The sequence below is a fragment of the Novosphingobium sp. genome (genome assembly GCF_039595395.1).
Taxonomy (GTDB): Bacteria; Pseudomonadota; Alphaproteobacteria; order Sphingomonadales; family Sphingomonadaceae; genus Novosphingobium.
On sequence record NZ_JBCNLP010000006.1, the window covers coordinates 1,680,216 to 1,692,221 of the forward strand.

9 protein-coding genes are annotated in these 12,006 nt (G+C 64.6%); 1 reads left to right on the plus strand and 8 read right to left on the minus strand.

From position 1 onward, the window contains the following. Window positions 1-4 precede the first annotated feature (4 nt). Both ABDW49_RS26950 and ABDW49_RS26955 read right to left on the minus strand, forming a co-directional pair. Window positions 5-1,618, minus strand: coding sequence for a ShlB/FhaC/HecB family hemolysin secretion/activation protein (locus tag ABDW49_RS26950; protein WP_343616853.1), 1,614 nt, complete (start codon window positions 1,616-1,618; stop codon window positions 5-7). Between the two features lie 87 nt (window positions 1,619-1,705). Then, window positions 1,706-2,821, minus strand: coding sequence for a hypothetical protein (locus tag ABDW49_RS26955; protein ID WP_343616855.1), 1,116 nt, complete (start codon window positions 2,819-2,821; stop codon window positions 1,706-1,708). A gap of 428 nt (window positions 2,822-3,249) precedes the next feature. Here ABDW49_RS26955 and ABDW49_RS26960 point away from each other — a divergent pair, with 428 nt between their 5' ends. Further along, a complete protein-coding gene (locus tag ABDW49_RS26960; RefSeq protein ID WP_343616857.1) occupies window positions 3,250-4,317 on the plus strand; it encodes a phosphatidylinositol-specific phospholipase C1-like protein in 1,068 nt (355 codons plus the stop codon). 148 nt (window positions 4,318-4,465) lie between these two features. On the opposite strand, the gene ABDW49_RS26965 is transcribed toward ABDW49_RS26960, so the two are convergent. From ABDW49_RS26965 to ABDW49_RS26990, 6 genes are read right to left on the minus strand one after another with little or no spacing between them, the layout of a single operon-like run. Then, the gene (locus ABDW49_RS26965) at window positions 4,466-6,487 is read right to left on the minus strand and encodes an acetyl/propionyl/methylcrotonyl-CoA carboxylase subunit alpha (RefSeq protein WP_343616858.1); all 2,022 of its coding nucleotides are present in this window, start codon (window positions 6,485-6,487) and stop codon (window positions 4,466-4,468) included. A 42-nt stretch (window positions 6,488-6,529) separates the two neighbouring features. Beyond that, entirely contained in the window at window positions 6,530-7,570 is a 1,041-nt protein-coding gene (gene bioB, locus ABDW49_RS26970) for a biotin synthase BioB (RefSeq protein WP_343616860.1), read from the minus strand. 1 nt (window position 7,571) lies between these two features. Beyond that, window positions 7,572-9,725, minus strand: a complete 2,154-nt coding sequence (gene scpA / locus ABDW49_RS26975) for a methylmalonyl-CoA mutase (protein WP_343616862.1) — start codon at window positions 9,723-9,725, stop codon at window positions 7,572-7,574. Then, window positions 9,712-10,149: a methylmalonyl-CoA epimerase gene (gene mce / locus ABDW49_RS26980; protein ID WP_343616863.1), complete on the minus strand. Its 438-nt coding sequence runs from the start codon at window positions 10,147-10,149 to the stop codon at window positions 9,712-9,714. Before mce ends, scpA begins: the two co-directional genes overlap by 14 nt. 4 nt (window positions 10,150-10,153) lie before the next feature. Further along, window positions 10,154-10,417, minus strand: coding sequence for a hypothetical protein (locus tag ABDW49_RS26985; RefSeq protein WP_343616865.1), 264 nt, complete (start codon window positions 10,415-10,417; stop codon window positions 10,154-10,156). Next, window positions 10,387-11,913: an acyl-CoA carboxylase subunit beta gene (locus ABDW49_RS26990; RefSeq protein WP_343616867.1), complete on the minus strand. Its 1,527-nt coding sequence runs from the start codon at window positions 11,911-11,913 to the stop codon at window positions 10,387-10,389. Before ABDW49_RS26990 ends, ABDW49_RS26985 begins: the two co-directional genes overlap by 31 nt. Window positions 11,914-12,006: the final 93 nt, after the last annotated feature.

Genomic DNA, 12,006 nt, shown 5'->3' on the forward strand with positions numbered 1-12,006 from the left:
ACCATCAAAGCCGGGATTTGGGCCTGCTGATCTTCCAGCTCACATTGACCCGCCAGTTGCCCAGCGCGCCATGGAAAGGGTCGGTCACCGCCTTGGCGCCCTCCACCCCGATCACCGCCCAGTCGTTCCACGCCAGCCTGATCCCGCCCCCGGCCGAGCCCAGATCCCATGACGAGGCCGCATAGCCCAGCCTTTCGTTGATCCGCAGCTTCGCATGGTCGGCAAAGCCATAGATCTCCGTGCCGTTCAGCCTTTTGCCCAGCTTGGGCCTGATCGCCAGCTCGACCGAGCCTGCCGCCCCGCTGTCCGCGGTGATCGCGGCGGTGTCGAAGGCGCGGCCATAGTCATTGCCGCCAAAGGCAATGCGCTCGGTGGCGGGCAGTTGGTTGCCGCTGTACTGGCCCTGCGCCTTCAGCCGCAGCACCACATGCTTGCCAAAGGCGCGGTCATAGCTGCCCGAGGCATTCACCTTGAGAAAGCGCGGATCGCTCTGCCCCACCATGCCGCGGCTGCCCAGCACGGTCAGCCCCTTGCTCAGCGTGCTGCCCAGCGACCACACCGTCTTCTTGCCCGCCCAGGAATAGCCCGCAGCCATGCGCAGCGTGCGGATATGATCGCTCGACGCCACGGTGCCGAACAGGGCGGCATCGCTGTTGAGCAGGTCCATCCCCAGGCTGACGGTGAGATTTCTGCGATAGCCCCGGATCACCGGATAGCTCAGCGATGCCCCGCCCACCACCGCATGGCCTTGCAGATCATACGCGTCGACCTGAGTCTTCAGATAGGCACCGGTCAGCGTCAGCTTCAGCCCGTCGCTGCCCAGCGGGGTGGAGTGAGTGAGGCCGGTGTAGACAAAGCTGTGAAAGTTGCGCGCCACCATCACATTCAGCTTGGTCTCATCGCCATCGCGCAGCAGGCTGTTGCCCGACAGCGTGGCGTTGAACTGCCCATTGCCCAGCAGTTGCGAGCGCGTGTTGTCATAGGCCAGCGAGCCATCCAGCCGCTTGCGCTTCACCTTCAGCGACAGCACCACCCCGCCCGGCTGGCGCCCGCGCAGCAGATCCGCATTGACCGTCGCCCCGGCGATGTCGCGCATCAGCGACAGCTCCCGCTCCAGCGCGGAACGGCGCAGCGGCCTCATCCCCAGCAGATGCTGCGCATAGGCGCGGATCAGCGGGGTCGAGCCATCGGGATAGGTGATGCCCTCGATAAAGCCCTGCGCCACCCGCACGATCACCCGCCCGCCCGACAGATTCTGGTCCGGGATCGCCACGGTGTAGAGCGCCACATCGCTGGTGGCATAGGCCTGCGACATGGCCGCCGCCAGTTTCTCCAGCGTGTCGCGCCGTGCCGGTTGGCCCACGAAGCGCTCGGCGGCATGGGCGACGGGGGCAGGCACCAGATCGCCGATAAAGCGGATCCCCTTGATCGGCTGATCCGACCCTGTGGCATCGACGCGCGAGAGGGTGGCGCTGCGTGTCTCGACCGGTTTTTCGCTGGTCTGCGGCGGCAGATTGGGGGTCTGGACCCGGTCGGCGCGGCCCGCATCGATGATCAGCGGCGGGGTGCCCACCAGGCTTCCGGCCATCAGCGCCGATGCCAGCAGCAGGGTGATCATGAAGGCCCTCTCCCCGATGGTCTGTTATGGTTGGGAGCGGAAGGGTGGCGGAAGGGCGTGGGATGGTCGCCCTTCCGCCGGGCCGTATCAGCGCTTGGCCGTCAGCAAGGTGCCATTGGTCAAGGCGCCCACGGTGTTGGAGACGGTGGAGGTGACCGGGGTCAGCAGGCCCGCGACGGTGCCGGTCGCAGTGCCTGTCGCCGTAGTGTTGGCAGCGGTGGCCGTGGCGCCGCCATTGACGGATGCGGGCGTGGCGGTGGCCCCCGCGGTGTTCACCACATTGCTCACCAACCCGGTGACGGGGGTGAGCAAGCCGCCCGCAGCGCCGGTGGCTGTGCCCCCGGTCAGGCCTCCGGTCACGCCGCCGACCAGATTGGTCACCGGGGTCAACGCTCCGCCACCCGCCGCGCCCGACAGCAGATTGGCGTTGATCAGCGCCGGATTGCCGCTGCCCAGAATCTGGTGATCGGCCACCGCGACATTGAGCAACTGGTTCGACAGGCCGCCGCCCGGCGCGGTGACATTGGCCACCGCTACATTGGCCACGCCGTTCACATTGGCCGTGGCTACCTGGCCCGAGGTCAGCACATTGGCGCTGGCCAGCGTGCCCTGCGCCTGGGTGGGCGACAGCACGCTCAGGCCGATCGCGCCGGGGGTGCCGTCCGCCGAGCTGGTCACGCCCTGATTGCCCAGATTGATCGTCACCACATCGCCCACGGACTTCTGCACCCCGTCGAGCAGCAGCGTCTTGCCATTGCCGGTGTCGACGAGCACCTGCCCCGTATCGCCCAGCACCCGTGTCACCGTGCCGGTGATCGGCCCGGTGAGCGGCACCGCGCTGGCCAGCGTGGTGGTGGCGCCATCGACGCCGCTGGCCAGACCCAGCGTGGCATTGCCCGCCGTGACCAGCGCGGGCCCGGCCTGCGCCAGCACGGTCTGCACATCGCTGGAGGCGGCGGTCTGCGCCCCGCCGGTGCCGCCTGTTCCACCGGTGCTGCCCGAACCGCCGGTGCCAGTGCCGGTTCCGCCTGTGCCGCCTCCTGCACCGGTGCCGCCGCCCGATCCGTCACTGCCTGTGCCAGAGCCTCCTGGCGATCCGACGGAGCCATAGGCCAGATGGGAATCTCCGGCGCAGGCGCTCAGGCCGAGCAGCATGCTGCCGGCCATCGCGGTGGCCATCAAAAGGCGGCGATCTGCAATCATGACATCCTCCTTGCTTGGGGCGGGCCGGGGATGGTCCGTTCCTTGGGCCCGCTTTCGGGGCCGGTTCATGGCATCATGGGATGGTGCGAAGAGGCGCCAGATCATGTGCCAATCCAAAAGGGAAAACCACCTAGAGACCGCCAGTTCCAGGCATCTTTTTCAATTGAGATGACTTTAACTATACTTTTCCGATATTCCAAAAATACGATCTGTAATTGCCACTTTATTTATTTCAAAAATGGAAACTTACCACCGTTTGTTAACCTTGCCCTCATCGGCAAATACAAGGGGAAATACAGAGCACATGAGCGAGGTTTTCAGCAGCTTGCCCCCAAGCCCGACGCACCGCAGCGGCCCATGATCCCGCCCGCCACCGCAAAACTGCAACAAAGCCCTGTCACGGGGAGCTTTTTCAGGAAGCTTCCCCCATGCTCCTTCCCCTGCTGATGCTGCTTGGCGCCGCCGCGCCCGATGCCCCTTCCACGCCCGCGCCGGAACGCATGAACGACATGCAGACCGTCGGCACGCATAACAGCTACAAGCAGCCGATGCCGGCGCAGACCATGGCGAAAATCCGCGCCATCAATCCCCGGATGGCCGATGCGCTCGATTACAGCCACCGCCCGCTGACCGAGCAGCTCGACGCCGGGGCCCGCCAGTTGGAGATCGACGTCAATTACGATCCGCAGGGCGGCTATTACGCGCGTGGTTCGAGCGATCCCCGGCTCCAGCGCCCCGGCTTCAAGGTGTTGCACATCCCCGGCATCGACAATTCAAGCAGTTGCGTGCTGCTGACCGACTGCCTGCATATGCTGCGCGACTGGTCGGATGCCCATCCTGGCCATCTGCCGATCATGCTGATGTTCAACGCCAAGGAAGAGCATAATGCCGACAAGGGCGGGTTCGAGGCTCTGCCCTTCACCGAGGCGGCCTTCGATGCGCTGGACGCGGAAATCCGCTCGGTGCTCTCGCCCGAGAAGCTGATCGTGCCCGACGATGTGCAGGGTTCCTATCCCACGCTGCGCGACGCGGTGCTGGCCAACAACTGGCCAACGCTCAACAAGGCGCGCGGCCGCTTCCTCTTCGCGCTGGATGAGGATGCGCGCAAGGTGGCGATCTATCGCGGGGCGCGCCATGCGCTGGAGGGCCGCGTTTTCTTCATCAACACCGATGAAAACTCGCCCGCCGCCGCCTATCTGACCCTCAACGATCCCGTGAAGGAAGGTGAGCGGATCAGGCGCGATGTGGCGCAGGGCTTCCTTGTCCGCACTCGCGCCGATGCCGACACCCATGAGGCACGCATCAACGACACCAGCCGCCGCGACGCCGCTTTCGCCAGCGGCGCACACTATGTCTCGACCGACTACATCTGGGCCGATCCACGCTTTCCCGGCGGCTATACGGTGCGGCTGCCCGGCAAGGTGATGGCCCGCTGCAACCCGGTGCGCCAGCCTGCCGGTTGCGTTTCGAGCGGGCTTGAGGACGGCAAGCGATAGGCCCGATGCGGCGCCCCCGTCAGCCCGGACACGATGGACGGGCTGACGGCCTGGCACCAAGCCGGGCCATGCCCTCACCCTGCTTGAAAAATTGGAGGTACATCAGCACTGACATACCCCCCTCCCCGCGTTGGCATGGAGCGGCCCATCACTCCATTTCGAGAATGATGGCATCCACCGCCAGACTGTCGCCCACCTTGGCATTGACAGCCTTGACCACACCCGCCTTGCCCGCGCGCAGGTTGTTTTCCATCTTCATGGCTTCCACCACGGCAAGCGGCTGACCCATCTCCACCTTATCGCCCACGCCGACCGCGAGCGAGACCAACAGGCCGGGCATCGGGCAGATCAGGAAGCGCGAGAGATCGGGCGGAATCTTCTCGATCATATGGGCGGCAAAAGGCGCCAGCCGCGCGGGCAGGATCTGCGCCTTGTGGACCGCCCCGCGCGTGGTGATGACCAAGCCACTGCGGGTCGGCTCGATCTTGACCGTCAGCGGTTCGTCATCGATCTCGGCATGGATCAGCCGGTCGCCGGGCGTATATTCCATCGCCAGATCGACCACCTCGCCATCGACGGTGATCTCGTCGGCGTCCACCGCCACGGCGAAGCTCTGACCACCCAGCTTGACGCTCCAGTCGAGATCGGGCGTCAGCCTGCCATCCAACTGCCCGGAAATCTCCAGCGCGCGATCGGCGCGGGCTGTGGCAACGAAAGCCGCAATGGCCGCAAGCTGGCGCAGCAGATCGTCCGACACCGCCGCGCCGTGGAAACCCTCGGGATATTCCTCGGCGATAAAGCCGGTGGTCAGCTCGCCGCTGCGGAAACGCGGATGCTGCATGATGGCGTTGACGAAATCGATGTTGTGACCCAGCCCCTCGATCTCGAAAGCGTCGAGCGCGGCAATCTGGCGGTCGGCGGCTTCATCGCGGGTCGCGCCCCAGGTCACCAGCTTGGCGATCATGGGGTCGTAGAACATCGAGACCTCGCCGCCCTCATAGACGCCATCGTCGACGCGCACGCCCGCCACGCCCCGGCGACCATTGGCGGCGCCATCGTCGGTCCAGCCCTCGACAGGCGGACGATAGCGGCTGAGGCGGCCGGTGCTGGGCAGGAAGCCGCGATAGGGGTCTTCGGCATAGACGCGGTTCTCGATGGCCCAGCCGTCGATGCCGATGTCGTCCTGCGTGAAAGCCAGCTTTTCGCCGGCGGCGACGCGGATCATCTGTTCGACCAGATCGATGCCGGTGATCGCCTCGGTGACGGGATGCTCAACCTGTAGACGGGTGTTCATTTCGAGGAAGTAGAAGCTCTCGCCGCTCGGATCCGCGCCGCTGACGATCAGTTCCACCGTGCCCGCGCTGAAATAGCCCACCGCACGCGCCAGAGCGACGCATTGCTCGCCCATGGCCTTGCGCATGGCAGGGGTGACGAAGGGCGAGGGCGCTTCCTCCACCACCTTCTGATGGCGGCGCTGGATCGAGCATTCGCGCTCGTTGAGATAGAGGATGTTGCCGTGCTGATCGCCCAGGATCTGGATCTCGATATGGCGCGGATTGAGGATGAATTTCTCGATAAAGACGCGGTCATCGCCGAAGGAGTTGAGGCCCTCACGCTTCACCGCCTCGAAGCCCTCGCGCACATCCTGCTCGCTGTAGGCCAGGCGCATGCCCTTGCCGCCGCCACCGGCAGAGGCTTTCATCATCACCGGATAGCCGATCTCCGCCGAGATGCGCACGGCATGCTCGGTGTCCTCGATCTCGCCGACAAAGCCGGGGACGACATTGACGCCCGCCGCCTTGGCCAGCTTCTTGGACTCGATCTTGTCGCCCATGGCGGCGATAGCATTCACCGGCGGGCCGACGAAAGCGATGCCCTCGGCGGCCAGCGCCTCGGCAAAGCTGGTGCGTTCGGAGAGGAAGCCATAGCCGGGGTGGACTGCATCGGCGCCAGTGGCCTTGCAGGCCGCGATGATCTTGTCCGCGATCAGATAGGACTGAGCGGCGGGCGACGGGCCGATATGCACCGCCTCGTCAGCCATCTGCACGAAGGGCGCGCGGGCATCGGCGTCGGAATAGACCGCCACGGTGGCGATCCCCATGGCGCGCGCGGTCTTGATGACGCGGCAGGCGATTTCACCACGGTTGGCGATAAGGATTTTCTTGAACACGTCGGACCTTCCCAATCCTGCCCCATCATCCGGGGGATATGATTATTCTGCAGCTTCCAGTCTGGCGCAACCGCGCGGCATGCGCTCGGCATCCAGATCGGCCTGTGTCTGCGTGATCGCCATCGGCTTGATGCCAAGGCGCGCGAACATCGCGCCATCCTTGTCGTCACCGGCGTTCGGTGCGGTCAGCAGCGTGTCGCCAGTGAAGATGCTGTTGGCACCGGCCATAAAGCACATCGCCTGAGTCATCTCGCTCATGCTCTCACGGCCCGCAGACAGGCGCACCATCGAGAGCGGCATGGTGATCCGCGCCACTGCAACGGTGCGCACAAACTCAATGTCGTCGATCTTGGCCAGCGGCGTGTCGGCCAGCATATCGCCCAGCACCGTGCCCTTCACCGGCACCAGAGCATTGACCGGCACGCTCTGCGGATGGCTGGGCAGCGTGGCCAGCGTGTGGACGAAGCCCACGCGGTCTTCGCGTGTCTCGCCCATGCCCACGATGCCGCCGCTGCACACATTGATCCCCGCGCGGCGGACCTGCCCAAGCGTATCGAGCCGGTCTTCCATCGTGCGGGTGGTGATGATGTCGTTGTAGCGCTCGGGGCTCGTGTCGATGTTGTGGTTGTAGTAATCCAGCCCGGCCTCGGCCAGCATATCGGCTTGATGGTCGGTCAGCATGCCCAGCGTCATGCAGGTTTCCAGACCCATGCCACGCACGCCCTTCACCATCTCGATGATGGCGGGCATGTCGCGATCCTTGGGGTTGCGCCAGGCGGCGCCCATGCAGAAGCGGCTGGAGCCATTGTCCTTGGCGCGGGCGGCGGCTTGCAGCACGCTCTGCACTTCCATCAGCTTGGTGGGCTTGACCCCGCTGTCGGCCTTCACGCTCTGGCTGCAATAGCCGCAATCCTCGACGCAGCCGCCGGTCTTGATCGAGAGCAATGTGGAAAGCTGCACCTCATTGGCCGGGTGATTCTCGCGATGGACCTGCGCCGCGCGCCACACCAGCTCGGTAAAGGGCAGGTCGAACAGGGCGGCGATCTCCTCGCGGCTCCAGTCGTTGCGGGGGGTGACCGTCATTCTATTCCGCCCTTTCAAGCGCATGGTCGAGCGGGGGCATGTTGTGCCCCAGCAGGCGCAGCATATCGGCGGCGCATTCCACCACATTGCTGCCCGGCCCATAGATGCCCTGCACCCCGGCATCGCGCAGCATATCGTAATCCTGCGGCGGGATAACACCGCCGGCCACGACCTTGATATCCGGGCGCCCCGCATCGCGCAGCAGGCGGATCAGTTCGGGGATCAGCGTCTTGTGCCCGGCGGCCAGCGAACTGGCCCCCACCGCGTCCACCTGATGCGCCAGAGCCAGATCGCAGGCTTCGGCAGGCGTCTGGAACAGCGGCCCGCTGGTGACGTCGAAGCCCATATCGGCAAAGGCGCTGGCGATCACATTGGCGCCGCGATCATGCCCGTCCTGCCCCATCTTGGCGACCAGCAGGCGCGGCTTGCGCCCAAGGCGGCGACCGACAGCCTCGACACCATCCAGCACCTGTTGGTAGCGATTGTCTTGCGCATAGGCCGCGCCATAGACGCCCTTGACCGGCGTAGGCACGGTGCCATGGCGACCGAAGATGGCCTCCATCGCATCGCTGATCTCGCCCAAGGTGGCACGGTGGCGGGCGGCCTCCACGGCCAGTTCCAGCAGATTGCCGCTGCCTTTGGCTCCTTCGATCAGGGCCTTGAGCGCCGCCTGACAAGCCGCCTCGTCGCGCGCGGCCTTGGTGGCCTTGAGGCGGGCGATCTGGGCATCGCGCACAGCGTGGTTGTCCACCTCCAGCGTTTCGATGCGGTCTTCCTGCGCCAGCCGGTATTTGTTGACGCCGACGATGACATCCTCGCCCTTGTCGACGCGGGCCTGACGCGCGGCAGCGGCGGTCTCGATCATCGCCTTGGGCCAGCCGGCGGCGACGGCCTGCGCCATGCCGCCCTCGGCCTGCACCTTCTCGATGATGACCCATGCCTCATCGACCAAAGATTGTGTTAGCGATTCAATGTAATAGCTGCCGCCCAGCGGATCGACCACCTTGGTCATCCCGGTCTCTTCCTGCAGCACGATCTGGGTGTTGCGGGCGATGCGCGCCGAGAAATCCGTCGGCAGCGCGATGGCCTCGTCCAGCGCATTGGTGTGCAGGCTCTGCGTGCCGCCCAGCATGGCGGCCATGGCCTCCACCGTGGTGCGGATGACGTTGTTGTAGGGGTCCTGCTCCTGCAAGCTGACGCCGCTGGTCTGGCAATGAGTGCGCAGCATCTTGCTGCGTTCGTCCTGAGCGCCAAGCTGCGTCATGGCGCGGTGCCACAGCACGCGGGCGGCGCGCAATTTGGCGATCTCCATGAAGAAGTTCATGCCGATGGCGAAAAAGAAGCTGAGGCGGCCGGCGAATTTGTCGATGTCCAGCCCGCTCGCCACGCCATAGCGCACATAGTCCATGCCATCGGCGATGGTGAAGGCCAGTTCCTGCACCTGCGTCGCCCCGGCTTCCTGCATATGGTAGCCGGAGATCGAGATGGAGTTGAATTTGGGCATCTCGCGGCTGGTGTAGCCGAAGATGTCGCTGATGATCCGCATGCTGGGTTCGGGCGGGTAGATATAGGTGTTGCGGACCATGAACTCCTTCAGAATGTCATTCTGAATGGTGCCGTCCAGCAGCTTGCGATCGACGCCCTGCTCCTCGCCCGCGACGATGAAGAAGGCCAGGATCGGGATCACCGCTCCGTTCATCGTCATCGAAACCGACATTTCGCCCAGCGGAATGCCGTCGAAGAGGATCTTCATATCCTCGACGCTGTCGATCGCCACGCCCGCCTTGCCGACATCGCCCACCACGCGGGGATGATCGGAATCATAGCCGCGATGGGTGGCCAGATCGAAGGCCACCGAGAGGCCCTTTTGCCCCGCCGCCAGATTGCGACGGTAGAAGGCGTTGGATTCCTCGGCGGTGGAGAAGCCCGCATATTGCCGGATCGTCCAGGGGCGCCCTGCATACATGCTGGCGCGCACGCCGCGCGTGAAAGGCGCGAAACCGGGCAGGCCGGGGTCGGCGGTCACATCATCGGCGGTATAGAGCGGCTTGACGTCGATCCCTTCCGGCGTGTGCCAGGTCAGATCGCGGCCCTTGAGCTCCTTGGCGGAGAGCTTTTCCCAGTCCGCGATGCCCGGTTGTTCAGTGCTGCTCACGGGGTGTCTCCATGATTTCGGTCAGTTGGCCCAGCATGTCCTTGGGGTGCAGGAAGAAGATCGGCGTGCCATGCGCACCGATCCGCGTGGGGCCAAGGATGCGCTTGCCCTGCCCTTCGAACCAGACGCGCGCGGCCTCGATATCCTCCACCTCATAGCAGAGGTGATGCTGCCCGCCTGCCGGGTTCTTGGCGATAAAGCCGGCGATGGGACTGTCTGCGCCCAAGGGCTCGATCAGTTCGATCTGCGTGCCAGCAGTGCCATCCTGCCCCGGCGTGTTGACGAAAGCCACCTTCACGCCCTGTTCGGGCATATCGAAAGGCTGCGTGATCAACTCGACACCCAGCACGTCGCGGTATTGGGCAATCGCGGCATGCATTGAGGGCACCGCCACGCCGACATGGTTCAGACGTCCCAGTTTCATGTCCTTACCTTCCAAGCCAGACCATTGTGGCGCCATAGATGCACACTATCGCCATTGATCCATTCACAGCCATGACAAACCAGAAAATGAAGGGATTGGCTTCTCTGAACACCTGCGGAATACCGCGTGCCGAAGCCTCTCCTGTGCGCCACCCTCCAGCAAACTCCCGTCCAAAGAACAGCGCCATCACTGCAAGGGCAAAGACCAGCACCGATGGATGTGCGTTGAGCCAATCCCTCACAACGGAATGTTGTCGTGCTTCTTCCACGGGTTTTCCAGCGCCTTGCCGCGCAGCTTGCGCAGCCCCAGCGCGATGCGGCGCCGGGTGGAGTGCGGATGGATCACCTCATCGATAAAGCCCTTGGCCGCCGCCACGAAGGGATTGGCGAAACGGTCCTCATACTCCTTGGTCTTCTGGGCAATTTCTTCGCCCGAAAGGCCGCGGAAGATGATCTCCACCGCCCCCTTGGCGCCCATCACCGCGATTTCCGCCGTGGGCCACGCATAGTTGAGATCGCCGCGCAGATGCTTGGAGGCCATCACGTCATAGGCGCCGCCATAGGCCTTGCGGGTAATGACGGTGATCTTGGGCACGGTCGCCTCGGCATAGGCGAAGAGCAGCTTGGCGCCATGCTTGATGATGCCGTTGTGCTCCTGCGCCGTGCCGGGCAGGAAGCCGGGCACATCCACGAAGGTGACGATCGGAATGTCGAAAGCATCGCAGAAGCGCACGAAACGCGCGGCCTTCTTGGCGCTGTTGATGTCCAGCACGCCCGCCAGCACCATCGGCTGATTGGCGACCACGCCCACCGTGCGCCCCTCGATCCGGCCGAAACCGCACAGGATGTTGGCGGCATGGGCGGGCTGGATCTCGAAGAAATCGCCCTCATCCAGCACCTTGCGGATGACTTCGTGCATGTCATAGGGCTGCGCCGCGCTGGCCGGGATCAGCGTGTCGAGGCTGTCATCGCGGCGATCCCACGGATCGCTGGTGGGGCGATCCGGCAGTTCGGCGCGGTTGGAAAGCGGCAGGTAATCGAAGAGTTCGCGCGCCGCCAGCAGCGCCTCGATGTCGTTCTCCAGCGCCAGATCGGCCACGCTGGTGCGGGTGGTGTGAGTCACCGCGCCGCCCAGCTCCTCCTGCGTGACGACCTCATTGGTGACGGTCTTGACCACATCGGGACCGGTCACGAACATGTAGGAGCTGTCCTTCACCATAAAGATGAAGTCGGTCATGGCCGGGCTGTAGACCGCGCCGCCCGCGCAAGGCCCCATGATCAGCGAGAGCTGAGGCACCACGCCGCTCGCCAGCACATTGCGCTGGAAGATCTCGGCATAACCGCCAAGGCTGGCGACGCCCTCCTGAATGCGCGCGCCGCCGCTGTCATTCAGCCCGATCACCGGCGCGCCGACCTTCAGCGCCATATCCATGATCTTGCAAATCTTCATGGCGTGGCGTTCCGACACCGCGCCGCCGAACACCGTGAAATCCTGGCTGAACACAAAGACCAGACGGCCATTGATCGTGCCGCTGCCGGTCACCACGCCATCGCCCGGAATATGGTTGTCGGCCATGCCGAAGTCGACGCAATTATGCTCGACATACATGTCGACCTCCTCGAACGATCCCTCGTCGAGAAGGACCTTGAGGCGTTCGCGCGCGGTCAGCTTGCCCTTGGCATGCTGGGCATCGATGCGGCGCTGGCCACCGCCCATGCGCGCGGCGGCGCGGCGGGTTTCCATTTCGGCGACATTGGCGCTCATGCAAAGCTCTCCTGAGGTATTTTGCCCGTTTTCGCAGCCCTGTGCGGCTGTGTCCAATGCAATCTTGCTAATTTGCAATGCACAGCTTAGCAA

What these genes read in the sequence shown, in the direction of transcription:
- ABDW49_RS26950 (WP_343616853.1), bottom strand. Translation starts at nt 1,618, where the DNA reads ATGATCACCCTGCTGCTGGCATCGGCGCTGATGGCCGGAAGCCTGGTG.
- ABDW49_RS26955 (WP_343616855.1), bottom strand. Translation starts at nt 2,821, where the DNA reads ATGATTGCAGATCGCCGCCTTTTGATGGCCACCGCGATGGCCGGCAGC.
- ABDW49_RS26960 (WP_343616857.1), top strand. Translation starts at nt 3,250, where the DNA reads ATGCTCCTTCCCCTGCTGATGCTGCTTGGCGCCGCCGCGCCCGATGCC.
- bioB (WP_343616860.1), bottom strand. Translation starts at nt 7,570, where the DNA reads ATGACGGTCACCCCCCGCAACGACTGGAGCCGCGAGGAGATCGCCGCC.
- mce (WP_343616863.1), bottom strand. Translation starts at nt 10,149, where the DNA reads ATGAAACTGGGACGTCTGAACCATGTCGGCGTGGCGGTGCCCTCAATG.
- ABDW49_RS26990 (WP_343616867.1), bottom strand. Translation starts at nt 11,913, where the DNA reads ATGAGCGCCAATGTCGCCGAAATGGAAACCCGCCGCGCCGCCGCGCGC.